Source organism: Streptomyces hiroshimensis (assembly GCF_014650335.1).
GTDB lineage: Bacteria > Actinomycetota > Actinomycetes > Streptomycetales > Streptomycetaceae > Streptomyces > Streptomyces hiroshimensis.
Genome location: NZ_BMUT01000002.1, coordinates 268,048 through 291,027, shown reverse-complemented (window position 1 = coordinate 291,027; position 22,980 = coordinate 268,048). Strand labels below are relative to the sequence as shown.

Below are 22,980 nucleotides of genomic sequence, written 5' to 3'. Positions count from 1 at the left end.
GTGCCCCGTCCGCGGCCGCGCGCCGGGTGCACACTCCCCAGCGCCCGGCCGCCCGGTGTTCATTCCCGGCACCCGATACCCGGAGGTCAGTCCCCGGAGGTCGCGCGCTCGCGGCGCAGGAGGTAGACCGCGCCGCTGCCGGCGACGATCAGGGCGATCGCTATGCCGGCGATCGTGGGGGTGGTGTTGCTGCCGCCGGTGGCGGCCAGGTCCCCGTCGGCCCGGACGGCGGCCGCCTTGCCCGAGCTCCCGCCTGCCGACGCCGGGCTCATGCGCGAGGCCAGAGTGGTCTTGGCACCGCTGTCCCCGCCATCCCCGCCGCCTGCTGCGCCGGAGGATCCCGGACCGGATCCCGGACCGGCTGTTGCGGCGCCTCCCGCGGGGGCCGCGGCCGCGGTGGCGGCGGAGGTCGCGCAGTCCATGATCCCGGAGAAGGTCCTGGACAGGCCGCCCGGACCCGTGATCGTGAACCGGTACGCGCGGTCCTCGCCGACCTTCACCAGCGTGGTCTCCGAGCGGCCCGGCGCGACGGTGTGCTTCTTGCCGGCCAGCTCGTAGGTGAAGGGGGTGTCGCCCTGGTTGTCGGCGGTGACGTCGACGCCGCCCTTGGCGCAGTTCTTCCGGGCGGACAGGGCCGGGGCGGCGCCCTTGGCCCTCCAGTGCGCGGTGGCGCCCGCGGAGACGGCGCTCTCGCTGGAGCCGGCCAGGATCTGCGTCTGGGTCGTGGTGTGGTCGCCGATGAGGACCCGGCCGACCGGCACCTTGGCGGCGCCCGTGGCCTTCAGCGACATGGAGCCGTCGGGGGCGCCCGCGGGGACGTCCACGTAGAACTCGCCGCCGTTGCCGGTGGAGGCCACGGGCTTGCCGTCCTTGTCGACGATCTTCACGCCGCGGGCCACGGCGTCACCTGAAGGAGTGATGGTCACACTGCTCGCCGTGGTCCGCACGGCGACCGGGCCGAGCTTCCGGCCGGGCTTGCCGGAGAGCGCCGGCGGGGTCAGCGTCAGGGACGCCTCGGGCTCCTCGACGTCCTTCGCGCTCTTGTAGAGGTAGTCGGCGAGCTTCTCGGCGGCGGGGTCCTTGGCGTCGACCTGGGCGCCGTCCGAGTAGCGCCAGATGGCCACCTGGGTGCCCGCGGCGGCGGTGTTCGCGTCGAGGGGGCCCGTACCGGCGTCCTTGGCGAGCGCGGCGAGGTCGTTCACCTGGGGATAGGAGTGCTGGAGGATCCAGCGGATCCTGCCCGCGTCCTTGTTGGCGTGCAGGGAGGACTCGCCCCAGCCGACCTCGCGGTAGCGCGCGCCGTCCACCCGGCCCGTGAGGATGTCGATGCAGTACGTCTGCAGCGATCCGCCCCCGTCGACCTTCATCTCGAACAGGCCCGCGGGGACCTCCGCCGTCTTGCGCCGGTCGTGCACCACGGCGCCCGAGCCGGCGGTGATGCTGCCGAGCGTGGCGGTGACGCCCCCCGGGTTCTGCGGCGCGTCGTCCGCGGCGGCGGGGCCCGCCGCGGCTATCGTGCCCACCGCGGCCAGACCCGTCACCAGGGCGGCTGCGGCAAGGCGGGCGGAACCCCGCCTCCTGACAGAAATCATCGACTTCCTTCCGGGCGAACGCAGAACAAGTCGGCGCGCCTCGCCACCGAACTCACGACTCAGAAGCCCCCGTTGCACGCTGTCGCGCGCGGCCGTTTTCACGCCGCCGCGGCCCCCCGTGGCACGTTGCTGTGAACGTGATCTTAAAGAGCGAGCGCGACACCATCCCCACGCGAGGGGCCGCTCAATCGATCCGAATCGGAATCGTTACCAGGGATACCTGGCCTGACCTGGCAATATCGATAAATCGCCGGGACAAACCACCTATTTCAGAAGCCGGCTCGGACGGGCGGCCCGGAGGGACCCGCGGCGGCCCGGAGCGGCTCGGACGGGCGGCTCAGAAGGGAGGCGTCTCCGCGCCCGCGGGGACGGCCACCCGATCCGGAAGGGATGGAACGGCCGGAACAGCCGGAACAGCCGGAGCGGACGGAACGGACGACTCCGCCGGCCGCGGCCTGGCCGGGGACACCCTGCGGAACACCGACGTGCCCCGGCTCAGGTCATGGCCGACCGACACGGCGTCAAGCTCCGCCGACACCCACCGCTTTCCCTCGCGCTCCTCCTCACGGATGCGCAACTTGCCCTGCACGACGACCGGTTCCCCCACGCCGAGCGACGCCACCACATTGGCCGCGAGCGTGCGCCACGCCCACACGGTGTAGAAGCTCGTGTGCCCGTCCGCCCACTCCTCCTTGGCCCGGTCCCAGCGACGTGCCGTCACCGCCAGCCGGAACCGCGAGGACGGCGAGCCGTTCGCCGCCTCCCGGTAATCCGGCTCCGTCGCGACGTTCCCCACGACCGTCACCAGCGTCTCGTTCATTCGGACCGCCTCCCCCGTCCGGCACCTGCTCCTGCGTGCCGCATAGCTGCGTACTTCGGCTTCGTGAGGCCATGCTGCCTTCGCGGGGCACATCCCGCCGGGGGCTGTGGACCGGGGGCCGGCTGTGGAGAACTCCGTCACCCTCACGCGCTTACGCGGGGCCCTCCACCCCTCTCACGCCCCGCCTTTCACGTGCCGCCTCCACGTCCCGCCTCCACGTCCCGCCTTCACGCCCGGCCTTCATGCCCGGCCTTCATGACTTGCCTTTCATGCCTCGCCCGCCGCGATCACATACTGGGCGCGCACCTCCTGATACCGCAGCAGCTCCGCCGCCACGGGCTCCAGCACCCGTTCCCGCCCGCAGCCCGCGGCCGCGTTGCGCAGCCGCCGCTCCGTCTCCAGCCCGTACCGGCGGGCCGGCCCGCGCGCCATCGCGCGGCAGCACCAGGCCAGGGCGGGCCCGCCCGCGACGCCGCCCGCCAGCAGCGGCCCCGGCACCCACCAGTCGCCGTCCCAGCTCCCGGTCAGCACGCCCAGCAGCCATGCCGCGGCGACGGCCTGCAGCGCCGACAGCACCCACTGCACCGCGGCGGCCACGGCCCACCACCCGGGCCGGAACGGCCGGGCGGCCGTACCGTCTCCGCGCGCACGCCGCCCGCCGACGATCCACCCGCCGGTGCGCCCGCCGGCCCGCCCGGGGGAACTCCCGCCGGCCGTCGGCGGCCCGGCCGGCCGGCCCACGCCCGTGCACCAGGCGCTCGCCCTGCGGGCGCCCGTGCGCCACATTCCCGGGCGGCCCAGCGCCCCCGCACCGGCCATCGCGGCGGCAGCGGCCGCGGACGCCGCGTCCAGAGCCTCCGCCAGCCCTTCGGCCCCGCGCCGCGCCGCCTCGCGCACGGCCAGGGCCCAGGGGTCGGGGAGTCCCGCGGACGCCTCGTAGGCCAGGGCGCGTACGGCCTGTTCCACGAGCGGGCGGGACACGGCACGGGAGGGGGGCGCGGCAGGAGCGCCCGCTGCCGCCCCCGTAGCCGCAGACACGGGCGCGGGCATAGGTGCAGGCACAGTCGCAGGCACAGTCGCGGGCACAGCCGCACCCGCCTTCGGAGCTGCACCCGTACCTGCACCGGTACCTGCACCCGCAGCCGCGCTCGCAGCCGCGCCCGCAACCGCGTTCGTACCCACGCCCGTATCCGAGCCCGCAGCCGAGCCCGTACGCGTACCGGCGGCCCCGTCCGCAGCCGCTCCGGCCGCTCCCGCGGCCTTCCTCGCCGCGCGGCCCCGTACATACCAGCGGCGGGCCCGCATCCACGGCGTCCCGCAGGCCCGTCCGGCGTCCCGCAGCCAGGCGCGTTCCGCGGCCAGACCCGCCGCCTGGGCGCCCACCGCCTCGGCCAGCCGGTCCTCGAACTCGTGCCGCGCCGACTCCGTCAGCCCCGGCCGCCCGTCCGCCACGTACGCGCAGCGCAGCCGCGCCGAGACCCCGTCCACGTCGGCCGTCAGCCGCCGCAGCGCCGCGCCCCGCGACGCCGTGAACTTGCCGAGCATCTCGCGCAGTTCCCCCACACCGTCGCCCGTGAGCGCCGACAGGGCCAGCACCTCGGCGCCCGGTTCGCCGTGCTCGCCGAGTGCGATGCCGTCGTCGTCGAGGAGGCGGCGCAGGTCGTCGAGCACCTGGTCGGCGGCGTCCGTGCCGAGCCGGTCGACCTGGTTGAGGACGATGAACGACACCTCGGCGTAGCCCGCGAGGGGGCGCAGGTAGCGCTCGTGGAGGACGGCGTCGGCGTACTTCTCCGGGTCCACGACCCAGATCACCGCGTCGACGAGCCCGAGGAGCCGGTCCACCTGCTCGCGGTGGCCGGGGGTGGCCGAGTCGTGGTCGGGCAGGTCGAGCAGGACGAGCCCGTTCAGGGCCGGGTCGTAGGGGCGGACGGGCTGCCTCCGCGAGCGGGCGGGGATGCCGAGCCGGTCGAGGACGCCGTCCGCGCGCTCGGGCTCCTCCGTCCACACGCAGGCCACGGGCGCGGCGGTGGTGGGGCGGCGCACGCCCGCCTCCGAGAGCTGCGCCCGGCCGAGCGCGTTGAACAGGGTGGACTTGCCGCTTCCGGAGGCTCCGGCGATGGCCACGACGGTGAGGTCGAGCGGGTGGCGCTGCCGTGCGACGGCCTCGTCCAGCACGCGCCCGGCCTCGGCGAGGGTGCGCCGGTCCAGGCGCGCCCGGGAGAGCCCGACGAGCTCGCGGAGGGCGTCCAGGCGGGGGCGGAGCACGGCGGCGCCGGGGTGCGGCACGGGCGCGGCCGGGGGGCGCGGGAGGGTCTCCGGGCGCGGTGGGGGTGCGTTGCGCGCCTCGGGTGTGCTGCCGACGCCGCCCGCGCGCGGGGGGCGGTCGGGCCGTGCGCGGCGGGCGATGAGGCCGTCGTCCCAGTTGCCGGCGGAGGTGGGGGCGTCGGGGGCGGGGGCGGGGTGGCGGCCGGCGGAGGATTCCGGGGCAGGGCGGCGGCCGACGGAGGATTCCGGGGCGGGGCAGCGGCCGGCGGACCGTTCGTCCCGGGTTCCGTCACGCCGGTCGGCGGATCGGTCGGCAGATCGATCGGCGGATTGGTCGGCGGGGCGCACGGTGGTCACCTCTCCCTCTGCAGTACGGACAGCGCGGCGATGAGCTCGACCTGGTGGTCGGGGGTGACGTCGAGGGCTTCGAGCGGGGCGGTCCGGCGGTCGCGCTCGGCATCGAGCACGCCGTCGAGGCATTCGGTCAGGAGCTGCCCGCCGCGGTCGCGCAGGCGCAGGGCGCCCTGGGCTCCCAGCAGTTCGGCGAGGCTCTCCCCGGCCGTACGGGCCGGCCTGCCGCCGAGCAGAGCGGCGGCCAGCAGCGCGGCGGTCCGGTCGGCGTCGAGGCCCGCGCCCTTCTCCGCGGCCCGCAGCTCCTCCTCCGCGACCTCCTCCAGGCAGCGCCGCCAGCGGCGTACGGCGACGCCGATCCGGCCGATGGCCCCGTCCGGGTCGCGCGGGGCGAGGACGGCGTCCGCGGCCGGGTCGCCCGTGCAGGCCGCGGCGACCTCCTCGTCGGCGGCGGCGACGGCGCAGCCGACAAGGGCGGCGAGGGAGGCGGTGAGCGCGCCCAGCAGCTCGTCGGAGGTGCTGTCGTCGGGGTGGCCGTGCCAGTGGGTGAGGGCGTCCCCGGCGAGGGCCTCCCCGGCGGCGACCCCGGACCGTACGCGCTCCGCGGCCCTGCCGTACGCGTCCTCCACGCGCTGCATCAGCCGGACGGCGGCGGCGTGCTGGACGGCGGCGGCGCCGGCGAGCCCGGGCAGCCGCGAGCCCAGGGAGGCCAGCAGCCCGGCGACGGTGCGGGCGGAGGCCACGGCGCGGGCGGCGGGGTCCTGGGCGCGCTGGTGGAGCCAGCCGCGCAGGCCCGCGACGGCGGTGTCGGGCAGCAGCCCGGTGCCGCCGCCCGCGGATTCCGGGAGCTCGGGGATGGTGAAGCGCGGCACGTCGCCGAGGCCCGCGGCCGCCAGCAGGGCGCCGTAGTGCCGGGAGACCTCGGTGGCGACCTGGTGGGGCACCCGGTCCAGCACGGTGACGAGGGTGACGTCGTACTCCTTGGCGGTGCGCATCAGGTGCCAGGGCACCGCATCGGCGTACCGGGTCGAGGTGGTGACGAGTACCCAGATGTCGGCGGCGCAGATCAGCTCGGCGGCGAGCTCGCGGTTGCGCGCGACGAGGGAGTCGATGTCGGGGGCGTCGACGAGGGCGAGCCCGGGCGGCATGGCGCGGTCCGTCTCGATGCGCAGGGAGGGGGGTTCGGCGGCGTCGTCCTCCTCCCCGCGGCGGCCCTCGGGGTCGGTGTCGTAGAGGGTGGTGACGTCCTGGGCGGGCACCCAGACGCGGCCCAGCTCGGGCAGCACGCGCTGGCCCGCGAACCAGTGGTGGTCGTCCGGGTGACAGACCAGCACAGGCGTACGGGTCGTCGGCCGCAGGACCCCCGCCTCGGTGACCCGCCGCCCCACCAGGGAGTTGACGAGGGTGGACTTGCCGGCCCCGGTCGAGCCCCCGACGACCGCGAGAAGCGGCGCTTCGGGGGCGCACAGGCGGGGCACCAAGTAGTCATCGAGTTGCGCCAGGAGTTCGGCACGGTTTCGGCGGGCGCGGGCGGCGCCGGGAAGGGGGAGGGGGAAGCGTGCGGCGTCGACACGGTCACGCAGTGCGGACAGCGCGTCGAGCAGTCGGGGCCGTACTTCCAAGGTCGCCACACGTGCAGAATGCCCAATTCTGGTGTGATTTTGAAGCGTATAAGCCATGGCGCGCGAGGCGTGGCGCACGGGGCTCAGGCATAACGAGTACACAACACCCGTCGCCTGGGGCGTGAAAAACGGTGCAAGATTCGTACCCGCCTGCGATTATCAGGACCGCTTCACTAAACCTCCACATCGTGGCACGGAGGTGAAGCAACCGGGACGAGGCGAGCGGAGCCCTATCCTTGTCCCCGGCAAGGTCACGGCACCACCGAGCCCGGGGCTTCAGCCGTCCGCGACCGCCGCACACACCGGCCCCCGTAGCTCAGTGGATAGAGCAGGCGCCTTCTAAGCGCTTGGCCGCAGGTTCGAGTCCTGCCGGGGGCGCTCGCTCCATATCGCACGCCCCTCCCTTCCGGGAGGGGCGTTTTTGCTGGTGCCCGGGCGCGGGGCCGGGCCGTCGCCTGTCCCGGCACCGGGCTGACCGTCATTGCCGGGAAGGACCGGGAGGAGCCTGCTCAGCCCGCTGGCCTTCAGGGCTCGGGCGACGGCGGGACGCGGCGCGACAAGGCAGAGGTCGCCGCCGGAGTCCCGGGCCCGGCGGGCGGCGGCGACGAGCAGTCCAAGGCCCAGGGCGTCACAAGAGGTGACGCCGGACAGGTCGAGGACCAACCGGCTTCCGGGGCTGTGGGATACGTGCAGGAGGCGCTCGCGCAGCCTCGGGACCCCGGAGAGGTCCAGCCTTCCGCGGACCGTGAGCACGCGGTCTCGTGGGCTGCCGGAGGGTGGCGAGTGACAGCGCGATGCGGACACTCGCCTGCCTGCCCCTCGGGGAGCTTCAGCGGGGGCGGGGACGGTTTTGCGCTCTACGGGCACCACGTGCCTCCTCGGAGCGGATCACATCTCGGTGCTGCCGGGGGCTGGGGCCTCACCCGGCAGCCTAGTCCTGCCCGTACGTCACGAACAGAGCTGAACAGAGCTGAACAGAACGGTCCTTGCGGGGGCCGGGCGGCTGGGCGACTCCGGCAAGCGGAGTCTTGGCGGAACAACCCGTCCAGCCGTCAGCGCTGCTCCCGTACAGCGGGTACTGGTGAACCATGACCGGCACCTTCACCACCCGCACTGTCGACGTTACAACCGGCTCCACCGAAACCATGCACGATCTGACGAGCGCGTGCTCCGTGTTCCTCCGGGAGGTGGCTCACGGGCGAGATGGACTGCTGAACATCTTCACCCCGCACGCGACGTCCGGGCTGGCTGTCATCGAGACCGGCGCGGGCAGCGACAACGACCTGCTGGCGGCCCTGGGTGAGGTTCTTCCCCCGGACGACCGCTGGCGGGAGCGGCACGGCAGTGGGGGCCCCGGCCGTGATCACATGCTCCCGGCTCTGGTCCCGCCGCACGCCACGCTGCCCGTGGTCGGCGGTGAGCTGGAGCTGGGGGCCTCGCAGTCCGTCGTTCTGGTGACCACCGGCCGGGGCGGCGCCGACGGCCGGGTCCGGCTGTCCTTCCTCGGCTGACCCCGGGCCGTCGCCCCGGCGTTCAGGTCTGCCGGGTGCTGCCGGTGTCGATGAGGATCTGTTCGGCCCGGGTGATGTTGTCGGCCCGTACGGCTCTGGCCATCGCGGCACGTGCCGCGTCGGGCGTGGCGTCGGGCGGGACCACCAGCAGGGCGAAGTGATCGTTCTCGCCCCGTGTGATGAGGACCGTGTCGTCACCGACGGGGAAGGAATCGATGCGTACGACCCGGTCGTCGATGGTCAGCCGGGTCGGGAGCTCTCCCCAGGCGCTCGTGTCCAGGCCGACACGGGTGATGGGGCCGAGGTGCTCGGTCAGGGCGGTGATCAGGCCGGGAAGCTCGGCACCGATGTCGCGGGAGCGCGGCCACCACGCGCCGTCCAGGACTCCCCCGCGCTCCTGTGTCGTCTCCAGCCGCAGGAGCGCCGTCCCGGGTGTCACGGCGTGGTGGATCGCGTCCGGCAGAAGCCCGGGAAGGCGTGGGGTGTCGGAATCGGCCATGGTGTGCTCGCCTGTCTCCGAGGATTCGGCGTGTGTGCGGCGTGTGTCGGCGTGTCCGGCCGTCGTCCGGGGTGCGTCGCAGTCACCGGGCGAAGCGCTCGCAGTAATCCCACGGTACTCCGCAGGCCGGCCGCGGGCCCGCCACACGGCCGTCGCACGGCCGTCGCACGCCGACGCTCCCGGGGATTGCCCTGGTCGCGCAAGGCCTGCGAACCGCCTGCCGGAGTAGGGTGGGGAAACCGGGAACACTTCGTACACCGGCCTCCATGCGGGTGTCGTTTCCGGCGAGTCACAACGCCGGGCAGTCGATGACGAGCCCGGGGGCAGGTTCGCATCATGGCTGTCGCCATCGACCATCCGATCACCGATGATCATGCCCCTTCGCCGCCCGCCCGCCTGTCCCTTGCGCCGGGGACGGCGCCGGGGCTTCTGGACGGCGCCTGGTGGCCCCGCTCACGCGACCTCTCCCGCGAGCTCCCCGCACTGGCGGAGCGGCTGGACCACTCCTGGGGGCGGGTCACCCGCGTCACGGTGAATCCGGCCTTCTGGCCCGTGATCCCGCGCAAGGTTCCCGTCACCGGGCACACGGTGCACGTGGGGTGGTTCTCGAACGAGCAGGACCCGCACAAGCTCCTCGTGTTCTCCTACTCCGCGGACCGCCTGGACCTGCTGATCATCCCGCCGGAGACCGACCCGGCCGCGGCAGCCCGGCTGATGTCCGCCGCGACCGCCCCCGGAGGCCTCCTCACCGCGAGCAGGCTGATGGAGGACGAACGAGCGGCCGACGACGCGACAGAGTCGCGAGACCGCGAAGAGGAGTGGGAGGCAGAGGGTGGGACCGCGCCGCCACCGGCCGGGAACCCGACCGGGCCTCCGCCTCCACGCTCCGGCCGGAGGAAGTGACCATGACGCCCGCACGCGCCACCCCCACCCCCACCCGCACACCGGCGGAGCCGGTGCCGTCGGCGGGACGGGCCGACATTCGCATCGTCGCGGCGTCCCCCGAGACCGCCCGCCGCGTCGCGGAAGTCGTCCGGCACTGCTTCGATTCCACCGAGCAACGCAGCTACCCGGCCGGCCGCGAAGGCGGTACCCGGCTCCACCTCACCGTCGATACCACGCATCCCGCCGGTCCCGCGCGGTCCTGGCTGGCGACCAGCCGAGCTTCGGGGGCGGCTCCGGGGGCCGGCCGACCGCCGAATGACGAGGTCTGAACAGCCCGCGACCTCCCCTCATCCCGGAGGGCGAGGCTCATGAAAGGACCGTACGGTTGGCTCATGAGCGTCTTCATCAAACTGGTGGAAAACCGTCCACCGAAGGAATACGCGAACGATCGCACGGCGGACATCTCCTACGACGACACCGTCGAGGGTAATGCCGAGATCACTTACCAATACGACGTACTTCCCGGTGGGACCCTGAGAATCCTGCGGGTCACGAAGGGAGAGGAAGCCGTCATCCACGCGGTCTACGCCCCGGGCCTGTGGTTCCGCGTCGAGGGCTTCTGCCGCGGCACTACGGAATAGCGGCCGGAACAGGAGCCCCCGAGGGTACGTCGCCGGGGAGTGGCCGTGGCCCGGACGGAAAGCGGCCGTGGAGGGCTGGATGTCCCGGCCGAAGCGCTTGGCCGCAGGTTCGGGTCCTGCCATCCCGCCATCCCGCCATCCCGCCATCCCGCCGGGGACACTCGCTCCACACCGCACGCCCCTCTCTCCGGGAGGGGCGTTTTTGCTTCCCTCCCACCCCGCACCCCCCGCGGCGCACTGGGTCCTGTTTCCGGACCGGGTGGCGGAAAGCGTTCCTTGACGGGGGAATCCCGCCGGTAAATCGTGTGATCGCTGCGCTCGCGGACGGGGAGCGGCGCAGGTCAGCGGGGGTCCCCCGCTCCTTTCCCCGGGTTCCGGTCTGCCCGGCCTCCCGGCCGCACCATGTGAGAGGACACGCCTTGTCCGGCGAGCAGCATCTGTTAAAGGTCTACAGCGACCGTTCCTACGTGCACACCACCACCGTGCGCCACCAGGGCACCACCGTCGCCCTGGCCCTGGACGACCGGCGGCGGCTCGTCTACACGGTCCTCGATCTGGCGCGGCACGACGAGGCCAAGGGGGAACTCGACGCGGCGTACTGGTCGGAGAACCCCCTGCCGCTGCCCTTTCCTTCCGAGATCACGGACGTGGGCTTCGCGGCCGCGGGTGCCACCGCGCTGCCGACCGTCAAGCGCGGCGGCCGGGTCGAGGCCGGGCCTCGCGAGCGGCTGGAGGAGGGCGAGAGCGACCCCTTCCTGTCCACCACCGCCAGGCTCACCGCGCTCGCCCCCTTCCACGCGCTGTCCGACGGAACCCACATCGTGGTGCTGCGCCAGTCCGTGGGTGCCGGTGACCCCGACGCGGTCCACAAGCTGGCCGGCGGGGCCTCCTCCGGGGACCCGGAGCGTGCGGATTACGTCAAGGACGCCGCGGGCGCCAAGGTGCCGCTGGTGAGCGACACCCTGCTGTGCGACCGGTTCCTGCTCGTCGGCGGGGAGCTGAAGCCCGTACTGGAGGCCCGCTACCGCCGCAGCCGGCACAAGGACCGGCCGGATTCGGCCAAGGACAGCCTGGGCACGACGGACATGGAGGGGCGCCCCTTCCGCGAGCCGACCCAGGAGCTGTCGTTCGTACGGAACCTCTCCGGCGGGCGGTTCGCCGCGCTGCTGGTCCCCACCGCCGTACACGGGCAGCAGCGCTGGCAGGTCTTCGCGCACAACGACGCCACCGGCCGCATCGACTCCTTCAACGTCGAGCAGGGCCGCGACGGGCTGTTCAACCTCCAGGGCACCCAGGCCTGGACGAGCCCCGACCCTGCCCACCGCGACGCCGTCTACGAACGCTCCCCCGGCACCTGCCCGTTCACCGGGCAGCCGCTGATACCCGTGGTGAGCACGGAGGGGCACGCGGAGACCGCGCTGGCCTTCGGCGAAGGTGACGCCCATGTGCGCGTCGCCGAGGGGCCGGAGCTGGCCGGCCGCGACTTCACCGTCGAGTTCTGGGCGCGGCGCACCGCCCACGGCCGCCAGGAGTTCCTGATCGGCCACGGAGACGAGTCGGGCAGCCCGCTCAAGTCCCTGCACATCGGCTTCCGCGAGGACGACCGCTTCACCTTCGCCTTCTACGCCGACGACCTCAACTGCGACGACCCCGTCACGGACACCGCCTGGCACCACTGGGCCTGCGTCTACGACCACAAGAGCCGCCGGCAGACCGTCTACCGTGACGGCGAGGAGGCCGGCAGCCGCACCACGGACTCCGGTTACACCGGCACCGGCCCCCTCCTGCTGGGCCGCGCCCTCGCCCAGGGCGCCCGCGCCGAGCTCGACGAGGTGCGGATCTGGGACCGCGCCCGCACCCCCGACGAGCTCAAGCGCGACAAGGGCCTCCGCCTCATCGGCGACGACTCCGGCCTCGTCGCCTACTACCGCTTCGACGAGGGCTCCGGCACCCGCCTGCACGACCAGACCGACGGCGCCCGCCACGGCGAGCTCCTCGGCGACCCGAAGTGGGTGACCTCCCAGGCGCCCGTCGGTGACCACCCCGGCGTGCGACGCGACAGCTTCGCCGTGACCGGCCGCGCGGTCGTCTCCGGCCTGTCCGCCGTCCTCTACCACCAGCAGGAGGAGACCGCCGTCGGCTACGGGCAGGAGCCCAAGCCGGCCAAGCGCCAGGCGCGCGTCCTCCTGTCGTACGCCACGTCCGGGCCCGACCCGAAGACCGGCGCCGCCACCGACGAGGCGTACGCGGCCACCGTCGACTTCGGCGTCGGCCGGGACGGCCGCCTCGCGCAGGTGCCGGACGAGCTGGCGCTGCCGGTGCTGGCCGCGCCGGAGGCCAGTGGCGACGTCGAGGCGATCAGCCAGCTGGACGCGCAGGTGCGGGAGCTGGACCGGGCGGCCGCGGGCAAGGAGACCGAGATCGCGCGGCTGGCGCCGCAGACCGCGGACGCCCAGCAGGCGCGGGAGGAGCGCGACGCGCTCAAGGCCCGGCTGGACGACAACCCGCTGGCGTGGTTCTGGCGCGTGCGGTTCACGCAGCAGCGCGACGGCCAGGATCTCTACCTCGCGGTGTCGGGCCGCCTCCAGAACGAGGCCCCGCTGGTCAGGACCGCCGACAAGGACGACGCCACCACCGTGTGGCACTTCGTCGAGCTCGGCGGCAGCCATGACGGCTACCCCCTTTACTTCATGATGAACGAGGCGGGCGCGCTCGACGTGCACGTGCGCGACGAGAGCCGGGACAACGGCGCCGAGCTGGTCCTGTGGCGGCGCAACATCAGAGGCTGGAACAGCCACTTCACCGTCCGCGACCTCGGCGACGGCCGCTCGGCCCTCGTCAACCGCTACAGCGGCAAGGCGATCAGCGCCATCGACCGCATCAACCGCGACCGGGTGGTCCAGTACGACCTCGGCACGGTCACCTCCAGCGGCGAGGGTGCGGTCGTCATGGAGCGGGTCCGGCCCTGCGTCTACGACTCCGAGCTCCGGAGCCTGCACGACCGCCTCGCGCTCGCCGAGGCCCGCCTGCGCCAGGCCGACGCGGGCCAGGAGAAGATCGACCGGCTCCAGCGCGAGCTGGCCGTCATCCAGGCCGAGCTGACCGCCAAGCGCGAGGAGCTCGCCCGCCTGACCGGCGGCCTCAAGGGCGCCGACGACATCGCCCTGCCGATGCCGCAGCTCGCCGTCGACCGCACCGGTCTCAGCTGCTCCGGCGCCCTGCTGGAGTTCGCCCGCGGCGCCGACCGCCCGTATCTGCTGGACAGCGCCACCGGCAGCGTCGTGCTGTACTTCCGGGGCGCCAACGGGCAGTTCTTCGCCACGTACTACGACACCCTCGTCTCCCGTGCCACCCGGCAGTTCGCGGGCCCCGACGGCACCGCGATGACGTTCGCCGCCCGCGACGCGGGCACCGACCTCGCCGGCCTGGACATCCTCATCATGGACGTCGGCGACGCCGGGCTGTGCGAGCTGACGATCCGGCGCGGCAAGGAGAGCGAGATCTGGCGGCGGCTGCCGCGCCGGGCCGCCGACTTCGCCGCCGTCGTCAACGGTGCGGCGGGCCAGGCGTACGACTACGCACAGCAGGCAGAGAGCAACCGCCCCGGTGTGCCGCTGTCCGCCGGTTCCCGGCTCCTGGTCGTCGACCCCGGCAAGGCGCAGGAGGTGCCGCTCGGCGCGGTGCCCGACCTCGTCACCGGTCACGGCCCCCGCTGGCGCGCGGACAAGCCCGGCCGGGCGTACGCCTTCGACGGCCGGCAGAACGTCCTGGCCATGGACGAGCGGCTGGACCGCGTCGCCGCGACGGGTGACCTGACCCTGGAGGCGTGGGTCAACCCCGAGCGGGTGCCCGGCGCGGCCCGCATCGTCCACGCCAACACCGGCGGCACCGGCGACAACCCGTACACCCTCGGCCTGTTCGCCCCGCCCGCGCCACCCGCGACCCCCGCCCTGTCCTTCGACGGCAAGAACGGCATCGCCGTCACGGACACGCAGCTCGACATGTCCTCAAGCGACTTCACGGTCGAGTTCTGGGCACGGAGGCCCACGGCCCCCGACGGCCGCCCGCAGATCGTGGTCGGCCACGGCACGTCCCACGCCGCCGACAGCTCCTCCTTGCACATCGGCTTCCGCGCGGACGGCGCCTTCACCTTCGCCTTCTACGGGGACGACCTCGACACGAAGGAGAAGTACACCGACACCGCCTGGCACCACTGGGCCTGCGTCTACACGAAGGCCTCCCGTGAGCAGGTGATCTACCGGGACGGCGCGGAGGTCGCCCGGCGCACGGCGACGCGCGAGTACCGGGGAGGCGGCCCCTTCAGCTTCGGCAGCTCCCACGCGGGCTGGATCCCGGACTACGCGCGCGTCGAGATGGACGAGGTCCGGCTGTGGGCGACCGCCCGTACCGCCACCGAGATCCGTGAGCGGATGGGGATGCGGCTCAAGGGCGACGAGAACGGCCTCTGGGGCTGCTGGTCCTGCACGGGGCCGGCTTCCGGGCCCGACGGCAAGCCGGTCGTCACCGACCGCTCGCCGCAGCACTACACCGTCACCCTGCGCGGCACCGTCACCACCGCCACCGCCCCCGAGGTGCTCACCTCCGGCGAGGCCCCCGGCTACCGCATCGTCGCCGCTGTGGGTAACCGCCTCACCGCCACCCGCGCCGCCTTCCCTCTGCGCGAGTGGACCCACCTGGCCGCCGCCTACGAGCAGTCGTGGGCGGTCGAGCTCGCCGACGGCGCCTATCTGGAGGTGCCCGACAACGACGCCCTCGACGTCACCGGCGACCTCACCCTTGAGGTGTTCTGCCGCACCGATGCCCTCGGCACCACTCAGGGCCTGCTCTCCAAGGGCCGGGCCGCGGACGGTGCCGGCGGCAGCGTCCCGTACCGGCTGCTCATCCTGCCCGACGGGCGGCTGGAGTTCGGCTTCGAGGAGCCGGACGGCAAGCTCGTGCGGTTCGCCTCCACCGAGGCCCTCACCGCGGGAACGTTCCACCGGATCGCCGTCGTCCGCAAGGGCGGCCGGTCGATGCAGGAACGCAAGGGCTCCAAGGAGATCACCGCGGCGGGCGCCGACGGCAAGCCCGTCAGGCAGACCGTGGAGCTCGTGGAGTCCGTGGACCTCCAGGAGTGGCAGGAGGTCCGCTTCTTCGTCGACGGCCGCGAGGCCGGCACCGCCCGCTACGAGGGGCCCGGCCCCAAGGGCAACACCGGCACGCTCGACCTCGGCCGGGCCCGGGACGGCCTGGAGACGCACTCCTTCACCGGCGTCGTCTCCGAGGCGCGGCTGTGGGGCGTGGCCCGCGACGCGGCCCAGCTCGGCACGCCCGTCTCCGCGCGCGACCGGGGGCTGACGGCACACTGGCGGTTCGAGGAGAACGCGGGCAACACCGCCGCCGACACCACCGGTTCGCACGCCGCCCGGCTGCGCGGGGCCCGCTGGACGGCCAACCCCGACCCGCGCGGCAGCGTCTTCCGCCTCTACCGCAACGGCGTCTCGGTGGCCTGCGACCCGCTGGAGCCCGCCGGCCTCCCGGCCGCGGGCTTCCCGGACGCGGGCGTCCCGAACGCGGACTTCGCGGACTACGGGGACGCGGCGCTCTCCCTCGGCGCCCGGCTCAAGGACGGCAAGCCCGGCCAGCCCTTCCACGGCGTCCTGGAGGAGGTGCGGATCTGGCGCACCGCCCGCACCCAGGAGCAGGTTCTGGACAACCTCTTCACCCGCCTCCGGGGCGAGAAGGAGGACCTGATCGCCTACTGGTCCTTCGACCGTGCCTCAACAGACGAGACGGCGGACCTCGTACGCGACGAGGGGCTGCGCGGCAACCACCTGACGCTGCGCGCCGCCCCCGCCCGCCCGGCCGCCGTCCTGTCCACCGCCCCCGTCTCCAGCGACACCGCACAGGTCCGCTCCGCGCTCGCCGCGATGCGCACGCCGTTCCACGAGACGGTCTCGGGCGCGCCGGCCGTCGCCGAGTACGCGGACATGCAGTACACCGTCAAGGGCGAGGCCTTCGGCGTGCTCAAGCGGGCGTACGGCTATCTGCGCGACGGCCGCTGGCACCTGGTCACCGGCTACAAGGTCGGGGACCTGGTCAGCGAGTGGGTCAGCCAGGTGCAGTTCGACCCGCAGCTGGTCGGCTACGTGGAGGGCGCCCCGCCGGTGCCCTCGGAGAACCTGACGCCCAACACGATCGACCCCGACCGCGCGACCTACGACGGCGTCGCCGCGGTGGAGTTCACCCAGGCCGAGCAGGTCGTCCACTCGCTGTCGTCGGCCAAGGAGCGCAGCGTCGACGCGGCGTTCAACTTCGCCCTCTCCAACGAGGTCGACGTCGACATGTGGATGATCGCCGCACCGCTGGGCTTCGGCGTGGCCAAGTCCATGGCGAAGGCCAAGGTGTCGGTGGGCGTGCGCGGCAGCCTGGAGTTCTCCAACAGCTGGGCCGACGAGACGGCCGTCTCGCAGGGCGAGAACACCGCCCGGGCGATGAAGGTCGAGCTCTCCGGCAGCTGGGAGGATCCGCTGAAGCCCCTCAACCCCTCCCTGGGCCGCCGCTACGTCCCCGTCAACACCGGCTTCGCCCTCGTCCAGTCCCAGACCGCGGACGTCTTCGCGCTGCGGCTCGCGCACAGCGGCACCCTCGTCGCCTACCGCATCCAGCCCAACCCGGACATCCCCAAGGACTGGAACGTCGTCCCGTTCCCCCTCAACCCCCGCTACACCAAGCAGGGCACGCTGGACGGAACGATCGGCTACGACGAGCGCGGCAGGGTCGCCGACCCCGACTACGCGGACGCCCGCGACCACGGCGAGTACAGCTACTACAAGCCGCGCGAGGCGTACGCGATCAAGCGGCGCATCCAGCGCGAGCAGCAGCGGCTGCGCGGCTACTACGAGTCGGTGTCGACCGAGACCCACGCCCCGGACCCGACCGCCGAGCGGGCCGGCCGGGTGCTGGGCGGCGCGATCGGCGGCGACACCGCGCCCGGCAAGGGGCGGGAGACCGCGGGCAGCTCCACCGGCGAGGGCTTCTCGCGCCGCGACCTGGTCAACACCTACGTCTGGACGGCGGACGGCGGCTTCTTCGCCGAGACGACGGAGACGACCGACGCCGTCAGCGAGACGACCTCCGGCTCGTACTCGCTGTCCGGCTCCGTGGGCGCCTCCGTGGGCACGTCGTTCGACGTGATGGGCATCGGGATCAACGCGCAGCTGGACGCGTCGGTCGGCGGCGGCATGTCCGTCACCCGGGCACGGGGCAAGGAGGCGACGCGCTCCTTCGGGCTGAACGTCACCTGCTCGCCGTCGGGCAACGTCCAGCAGTACGACACGAACCGCAAGCCGGTCTTCGACGCCGACGGCAAGCCCGTCAACGCGCCGGGCAAGGTGGATGCGTACCGGTTCCTCAGCTTCTACCTGGGCGAGGACACCGAGCACTTCGACACCTTCTTCCACAAGGTCGTCGACCCGTCCTGGCTGGAGAACGGCACGGACCCGAACGCGGCCGCGCTGCGCCAGGCCCGCCAGTCGGACCGCAAGCCGCCGTGCTGGCGGGTGATGCACCGCGTCACCTTCGTCAGCAGGCTCCTGCCGCCCGTCCCGGCCGACGGCGCCGCCCCGCTGGAGCGGACGATGCGTCAGCTCGACCTGGAGAGCAACTACGAGCTCGTCCGGCGCCTCGACCCGTACGTCAGGGGCGCGGCCACCGGGCGGGCCGAGCTCGCCGGGGCCGTGCGCGGCGCCCTCGCGACGCACCTGCCGGAGCTGACCCCGCACGCGGAGGAGGTGATCGGCTTCCTCGCGCAGTACTACGGCGTCGAGGGCTGATGCCGCGGGTGCCCGGGCCGGGAGGATCGGTTTCCCCGGCCCGGGCGTCCCCTCGCGGGCCGCGCCTCAGCGCAGGATCCCTTCCAGGAAGTCGCTGCTGAGGCGCGCCACCGACCTGACGTCCAGCTGGTAGAGGACGTAGCGGCCGCGGCGGCGGGCGGTGATCAGGCCGGCCTTCTTCAGCACCGACAGGTGCCGGGAGACCTCCGGCGCGCTGATGCCCAGGACGCCGGCCAGCTCCCCCGTCGTGTGCGCGGTGCGGGCCGTGCTGCGGCACACCTGCATCCGCACGGGGTGGGCCAGCGCTTCCAGGCGCAGTTTGAGCAGGTCGACCGAGGTGGGGGCGGGCAGTTCGGGCGAGCCGACGGGATAGTGGACGACCGGGCGCCACCCGGGCCGGTGCAGGACCATCAGGTGCGGCCAGCCGAAGTGCGAGGGCACGAACGTCACGCCCTGCCCCACGACGGGATCGACCGCCGTGGTCCTGCCGTCGGCGAGCTTGTCGACCCTGATGCGGTTGCCGCCGTCCTCCAGGACGATGGCCGGGGAGACGTCGGCCAGGGCCTCGCGCAGCCCCTTGCGGCGCAGCAGTTCCGTCTTGTGCCGGGTGTCGGCGGCCAGGCGGGGCTCGACCCGCTGCCAGATGTCCGCGAAGAAGGCGTCGTCGCAGTCCTCGAACAGCCGCCGCACCCAGGCCCGTACGGAGGCGGGGTCCTTCAGCAGGCGCTCGGCGAACTCCACCTGCCGGGGCCCGCGGGCGGCGGCCTGCTCCAGCGCCCGGGTGCGCGCCTGCGGGTCGGTGAGGGGCGACGTACCGCCCTGGTTGTAGAGGGCGAGGCAGGAGAACTCCAGGGCCGTGGTGACGAATTGCTCGTCGTCCAGCAGGTCCAGCAGGTCCAGCTCCTCGGCCAGGGTCGCCCCCGGGCTGACGGCGCGGCCGCCGCGCAGCCCGGCGAAGGGCATGAAGAGGTCGGAGAACGTGGTGCGCCACAGGAAGTCGGCCTCCTGCAGCCGGTCGGCGAGATCCGGCCGGAGCGCGGCGGCCGTCGCGGTGACCCAGCCGGCCAGCCCCGGGTGGTGACCGGGCTCGGCCAGCGCGTGCAGGGCGAGGCACAGCTCGCCCAGCGGCGAGGTCTCGAAGACGATACGTTCCTGAGGCAGCCCTGCGATGTTTATGCTCACGCTCACGACGTCATGATGCCTGCTTGTTCGAAAGTGAGCAGACGCCGCTTGCGCGGGAGGCCGCCGCCGTAACCGGTCAGGGCGCCCGTCGCGCCCACGACGCGGTGGCAGGGGACGATGATGCCGATCGGGTTCTTGCCGTTGGCCAGGCCAACGGCCCGCGCCGCGGACGGGCGGCCGATACGGGCGGCGAGCCGGCCGTAGGAGACGGTTTCGCCGTACGGGATCTCCAGGAGGGCGTTCCAGACGGTGCGCTGGAAGTCGGTCCCGTTCAGGGCGAGGGGGAGGTCGAACCCGGTGCGCTCCCCGGCGAAGTACTCCTCCAGCTGCTCCCGTACGCGGGCGAACGGGGCCGGGTCGGGCTCTCCGAAGGTCTCCTGGGGCGGCCGGTGGCGCTGGCCCTCCATGTAGAGGCCCGAGAGCCTGCCGCCGGTGGCCACCAGGGTCAGGGGGCCGTACGGGCTGTCCGTCACGGTGTGGGTGCGGTCGAACATGGTGTTTCCCATCGAGCGGGGCCGTCAGGCCGGGAGGCGGTTGATGGCGTGGTCGCCGGTCGCCCACAGGTGCTGGACGGCGTACGAGCGCCACGGCTGCCAGGCCCGGGACCTGCGGGTGAGGGCCGCCGGGGTGGTGGGCAGGCCCAGCGCGGCGGCGGCCAGACGGACGCCGAGGTCGGTGGCGACGAAGGCGTCCGGGTCGCCGAGGGCGCGCATCGCGATCGTCTCGACGGTCCAGGGGCCGATGCCGGGCAGTGCGGCCAGCCGCTCGCGAGCGCCCTGCCAGTCGCTCCCCGGGCCGAGGTCGAGCTCCGCGGAGGCGAGTGCGCCGGTGAGGGCGGTGAACGTCCGGCGGCGCGTGCGCGGCATGGCGAGGGTCTCCGGGTCGAGCGCGGCCAGGTCCCCGGGCGCCGGGAACAGATGGGTCAAGCCCCCTTCCGGGTCCTCGACCGGCGTGCCGTGGGCGGTCACCAGGCGGGCGGCGAGGGTACGGGCCGCTGCCGTGGACACCTGCTGGCCGAGCACCGCGCGCAGGGCGAACTCCGCAGGGTCCACGGTGTGCGGCACCCTGCGGCCCGGGGCGCGCACCACGAGCGGGGCCAGCAGCGGGTCCTCGGCGAGGAGGCCGTCGACGGCCTCGGGGTCGGCGTCGAGGTCGAGCAGGCGGCGGCAGCGGCTGACCGCGGCGGCCAGGTCACGCAGGTCGGTCAGGGCCAGCCGGCAGCCGATGTGCCCGTCCGCCGGGCGCAGGGTGGCGATGCCGTGCCCGTTCGGCAGCCGCATCGTGCAGCGGTACGCGCCCTCCCGCCACTCCTCGGTGCCCGGCACGGCGGTCGCCGCCAGGTGCCCGAAGAGGTTGTCCGGGAAGAGCGGCGCGCGGTAGGGCAGGCGCAGCGCGACCGTGCCGGTCGTCGCGGGGGCGGGGCGGCCGCGGCCGGCGGCCCGGGCCCGCAGCTCGCTCGGGGAGAGCCCGAAGACCTCCCGCACGGTGTCGTTGAAGGCGCGGATGCTCGCGAACCCGGCGGCGAAGGCCACCTCCCCCATCGGCAGCGGCGTCGTCTCGATCAGCAGCCGTGCCGTCTGCGCCCGCTGGGCGCGGGCCAGGGCGAGCGGGCCCGCGCCCAGCTCGGCGACGAGCTGCCGCTCGATCTGGCGGGTGCTGTACCCCAGCCGCGCCCCGAGCCCGGGCACGCCCTCGCGGTCCACGACGCCGTCGGCGATCAGGCGCATGGCCCGGGCGGCCAGGCCGGCCCGCTCGTTCCACCGCGGCGAGCCCGGGCTCGCGTCGGGCCGGCAGCGCTTGCAGGCCCGGAAGCCGGCCTGCTGCGCGGCGGCCGCGCTCGGGTAGAAGGTCATGTTCCGCGGCTTGGGCGGCACCACGGGGCAGCTCGGCCTGCAGTAGATGCGCGTGGTCGTCACCGCGGTGAAGAACCACCCGTCGAAGCGGGCGTCCTTGGACTGTACGGCCCGGACGCACCGGTCCACGTCGTTGTGCATGCCGCCAGTATTGGCGGACACCCCGGCCCCGATCTCGCGGAAATCCGACATCCATGTCGGAGCCCGTGACCCGTGTTGCAGAAGCAGCTGCGAAAGCAGCGTGGCGCCCGCGACGGAATCGGGGGCGCCACACCGGGGCGGCGGGCCGGGGCGGGGGCACCCCGGGGACCGCCGTTCGTCTCCTCGCGTCAGGTGTTGATGCAGACGTTGCCGGACGCGGGGTTCAGCAGGCCGACGATGTCGATCGTGTTGCCGCAGAGGTTGATCGGGATGTGGATCGGGATCTGGATGACGTTGCCCGAGATGACGCCGGGGGAACCGGCGGCCACACCCTTGGCGCCCGCGTCGGCGAGCGCGTGGCCGGTCAGACCGGCGAGCGCCGCACCGACGGTGGCGGTCAGGGCAGCCGTTTTGACGATTCGTGACATGGGGGAGACACCTTTGCTGCTTGGTCTTGCTCGGTCGTACTGGGGGGCGCCCGACCGGTGACGGCCGGGGTGTGGTTTTCAACGCCCGGTGCTCGCAAAGGTTTCGTACGTGGTGCGGATGGGTGACCGCCTTTCTCCCCCGGCGGCCCGCCCTTTCCACGCCCCTGTCCGTGCATGCGCCATGCGGAAATCCACGGCGATTATCGGGACTTCCGCGGCGCCACCCCCGGCGGATTAGCGGAAAAGCTCTCCGGGCCGGGGTCCGAAGAATGCCCCGTACGGCGCAATGCGTCCTCGCCGGGACCGCGCCGCCTCTCCCCGCGCCGCCTATCCCCCTCCGCCTATCCCCCCTCCGCCTATCCGCGCTCCGCCGCCATCCGCACCGCGAAGGCCGTCAGCTCCTCGCACCACCCGGCGGCCAGCCGCGAGGAGGCGGCGGTGCGCGAGGCCCGGTCCACCAGCTCGCGGATGAGGCGCTCGGCGATGCCGCGCTCCTCGCGCTCCAGGAGGATCTCCCGCAGCAGCTCCGCGTCCCAGTCGTACTCGGGGCCGCCGTCGAGGAAGCCGCGCAGCCGCCACGCGGCGTGCAGCGAGCGGGCGTAGGCGTCGTAGGCGGTGTCGAGGTCGGTCCGGCCGGCGAGCGCCGCGCCCAGCCGGAGCGGGTGCCGCAGGGCGTACCAGCCCGCCGTGCAGCCCCGGTCGCAGCCCGATATGCACCGCCCGGGCCACGGGTCGTCGAGGTATTCGGCGGCCATCGCCTCGTGCGCGTACGTGCCGATCACGCGCTCGGTGCGCATCTCGTCCCAGAGCTGCCACGCGGCGGCGGGCAGGCGTGCGGCGAGCCGGTCGCCGAGGGAGAGGGCGAGGTCGCCGGCCAGGGTGGCGGTGGACTCGCCGAAGCGCCGGGCCTCGCCGGCCCAGCCGTTGCGCTCGTGCTCGGCGGCGCGGCTGACGTGCAGCGTGGGGATGCCGCGGCGCAGTGCGGCGTTGTCGCGCACGTCGCTGCGGATGAGGGTGCAGGTGTCGAGGAGTTCGAGGGCGGCGGCGGCCTCGACGGCCTCGGGTGCTTCCGGGGCGCCGCCCGCCGCCAGATAGCCGGTGAGGAGGATGACCGGGCGGACCCGGTCGGCCCCCACGGCGACGAGCTCGGCGAGGGACTCGACGATGCCGGCGCCCCGCGCGTCGGCGGTGCGCCAGCGCCGGTGCTCGTCGTTGAGGAGGCCGCGCAGCCGTTTCTCGACCTGGTCGAGCATCCCGGCGCGCTGGAGCTGGGGGCACGGCTCCTGGGGCGCCACCGCACGGGGCAGCTGGGGTTGCGTCGTCATCGTGTGCCTCCCTGGATCGGTTTCGGTCCT

The 22,980-nt window shown here is 73.8% G+C and carries 16 protein-coding genes and 1 tRNA gene; 6 read left to right on the top strand and 11 right to left on the bottom strand.

What is annotated here, in order from left to right; genetic code table 11:
* Window positions 1-86 precede the first annotated feature (86 nt).
* The 4 genes from IE241_RS06640 to IE241_RS06625 all read right to left on the bottom strand — a co-directional run bounded on the left by IE241_RS06640 (window position 87) and on the right by IE241_RS06625 (window position 6,650).
* Window positions 87-1,592 (bottom strand): Cys-Gln thioester bond-forming surface protein, encoded by a 1,506-nt coding sequence (locus IE241_RS06640; RefSeq protein WP_190020682.1) that lies wholly within the window; start codon window positions 1,590-1,592, stop codon window positions 87-89.
* A gap of 337 nt (window positions 1,593-1,929) precedes the next feature.
* Complete coding sequence (locus IE241_RS06635; RefSeq protein WP_190020681.1) at window positions 1,930-2,412, bottom strand: single-stranded DNA-binding protein; 483 nt, start codon at window positions 2,410-2,412, stop codon at window positions 1,930-1,932.
* A gap of 267 nt (window positions 2,413-2,679) precedes the next feature.
* Window positions 2,680-5,034: a GTPase gene (locus tag IE241_RS06630; RefSeq protein WP_308433638.1), complete on the bottom strand. Its 2,355-nt coding sequence runs from the start codon at window positions 5,032-5,034 to the stop codon at window positions 2,680-2,682.
* Window positions 5,031-6,650 (bottom strand): dynamin family protein, encoded by a 1,620-nt coding sequence (locus IE241_RS06625; RefSeq protein WP_190021068.1) that lies wholly within the window; start codon window positions 6,648-6,650, stop codon window positions 5,031-5,033. The genes IE241_RS06630 and IE241_RS06625 overlap by 4 nt, the downstream gene beginning before the upstream one ends.
* Before the next feature lie 305 nt (window positions 6,651-6,955).
* Between IE241_RS06625 and IE241_RS06620 the strand changes: the two genes are divergently transcribed.
* Window positions 6,956-7,028: transfer RNA gene (locus IE241_RS06620), tRNA-Arg, on the top strand.
* Here IE241_RS06620 and IE241_RS34910 read toward each other — a convergent pair.
* On the bottom strand, window positions 6,990-7,403 hold the full coding sequence (locus IE241_RS34910; RefSeq protein ID WP_373300617.1) for an STAS domain-containing protein: 414 nt from the start codon (window positions 7,401-7,403) through the stop codon (window positions 6,990-6,992). The genes IE241_RS06620 and IE241_RS34910 overlap by 39 nt on opposite strands.
* 335 nt (window positions 7,404-7,738) lie before the next feature.
* Here IE241_RS34910 and IE241_RS06610 point away from each other — a divergent pair, with 335 nt between their 5' ends.
* Window positions 7,739-8,161 carry a YjbQ family protein gene (locus IE241_RS06610; RefSeq protein WP_190020680.1) on the top strand — a complete coding sequence of 141 codons (423 nt, stop codon included), beginning with the start codon at window positions 7,739-7,741 and terminating at the stop codon, window positions 8,159-8,161.
* A 22-nt stretch (window positions 8,162-8,183) separates the two neighbouring features.
* Here the strand turns inward: IE241_RS06610 and IE241_RS06605 are convergent, their stop codons facing one another.
* A complete protein-coding gene (locus tag IE241_RS06605) occupies window positions 8,184-8,660 on the bottom strand; it encodes a DUF5994 family protein (protein ID WP_190020679.1) in 477 nt (158 codons plus the stop codon).
* 336 nt (window positions 8,661-8,996) lie between these two features.
* On the opposite strand from IE241_RS06605, the gene IE241_RS06600 reads away from it, so the two are divergent.
* From IE241_RS06600 to IE241_RS06585, 4 genes are all read left to right on the top strand, one after another.
* A complete protein-coding gene (locus tag IE241_RS06600) occupies window positions 8,997-9,563 on the top strand; it encodes a DUF5994 family protein (protein WP_190020678.1) in 567 nt (188 codons plus the stop codon).
* A gap of 2 nt (window positions 9,564-9,565) precedes the next feature.
* Entirely contained in the window at window positions 9,566-9,874 is a 309-nt protein-coding gene (locus IE241_RS06595; RefSeq protein WP_190020677.1) for a hypothetical protein, read from the top strand.
* A gap of 63 nt (window positions 9,875-9,937) precedes the next feature.
* A complete protein-coding gene (locus IE241_RS06590) occupies window positions 9,938-10,186 on the top strand; it encodes a hypothetical protein (protein WP_190020676.1) in 249 nt (82 codons plus the stop codon).
* A 419-nt stretch (window positions 10,187-10,605) separates the two neighbouring features.
* A complete protein-coding gene (locus IE241_RS06585; RefSeq protein ID WP_190020675.1) occupies window positions 10,606-18,021 on the top strand; it encodes a laminin G domain-containing protein in 7,416 nt (2,471 codons plus the stop codon).
* A gap of 66 nt (window positions 18,022-18,087) precedes the next feature.
* Here IE241_RS06585 and IE241_RS06580 read toward each other — a convergent pair whose 3' ends face one another.
* From IE241_RS06580 to IE241_RS06560, 5 genes are all read right to left on the bottom strand, one after another.
* A complete protein-coding gene (locus IE241_RS06580) occupies window positions 18,088-19,203 on the bottom strand; it encodes a DUF5937 family protein (protein WP_190021066.1) in 1,116 nt (371 codons plus the stop codon).
* A gap of 2 nt (window positions 19,204-19,205) precedes the next feature.
* Window positions 19,206-19,697, bottom strand: coding sequence for a methylated-DNA--[protein]-cysteine S-methyltransferase (locus IE241_RS06575; protein WP_190020674.1), 492 nt, complete (start codon window positions 19,695-19,697; stop codon window positions 19,206-19,208).
* Window positions 19,698-19,721: 24 nt separating this feature from the next.
* On the bottom strand, window positions 19,722-21,197 hold the full coding sequence (locus IE241_RS06570; RefSeq protein WP_190020673.1) for an AlkA N-terminal domain-containing protein: 1,476 nt from the start codon (window positions 21,195-21,197) through the stop codon (window positions 19,722-19,724).
* Window positions 21,198-21,385: 188 nt separating this feature from the next.
* Window positions 21,386-21,625 carry a chaplin gene (locus tag IE241_RS06565; protein WP_190020672.1) on the bottom strand — a complete coding sequence of 80 codons (240 nt, stop codon included), beginning with the start codon at window positions 21,623-21,625 and terminating at the stop codon, window positions 21,386-21,388.
* Window positions 21,626-21,981: 356 nt separating this feature from the next.
* Window positions 21,982-22,950: a polyprenyl synthetase family protein gene (locus IE241_RS06560; protein ID WP_229898874.1), complete on the bottom strand. Its 969-nt coding sequence runs from the start codon at window positions 22,948-22,950 to the stop codon at window positions 21,982-21,984.
* Between the last annotated feature and the right edge of the window lie 30 nt (window positions 22,951-22,980).